At 72.3% G+C, this 310-nt stretch carries 1 protein-coding gene; it reads right to left on the bottom strand.

The features are described 5' to 3' along the window. Nucleotides 1–270, bottom strand: a 270-nt coding sequence (locus D9V41_RS17250; protein WP_166376134.1) for a hypothetical protein, incomplete at its 3' end; no start/stop codon positions are given. Between the last annotated feature and the right edge of the window lie 40 nt (nt 271–310).

Here is a 310-nt window from a genome sequence, read left to right as displayed (position 1 = left end):
GGGGTGACGGGCCAGGAAGTCGCCGAGCGCCTCGCTCGTGCCGAGGACGATGAGCAGCCGCAGCCGCAGCTCGTCATCGGACTCCAGCAGTCCGACCAGCCGCTCGCACCCGCCGTCGGCTTCGGCGATGCGCGCCAGCGACGCCAGGCAGGTGTCCGGGTCGGCGACCGACGCGATCTGGGTGACGAGGTCGTCCGAGCAGTCGCCGAGCACCGCGAGGTCGGCGGTGGCCCGCTGCGTGTCGCGGAATCCGAGGCGGGACAGCACCACGGGCATCGTCTCAGACGACCGGCATGAGCCGGTCGATCTC

Source organism: Aeromicrobium phragmitis (genome assembly GCF_003674095.1).
GTDB lineage: Bacteria > Actinomycetota > Actinomycetes > Propionibacteriales > Nocardioidaceae > Aeromicrobium > Aeromicrobium phragmitis.
This window is presented reverse-complemented; position numbering and strand designations above follow the sequence as displayed.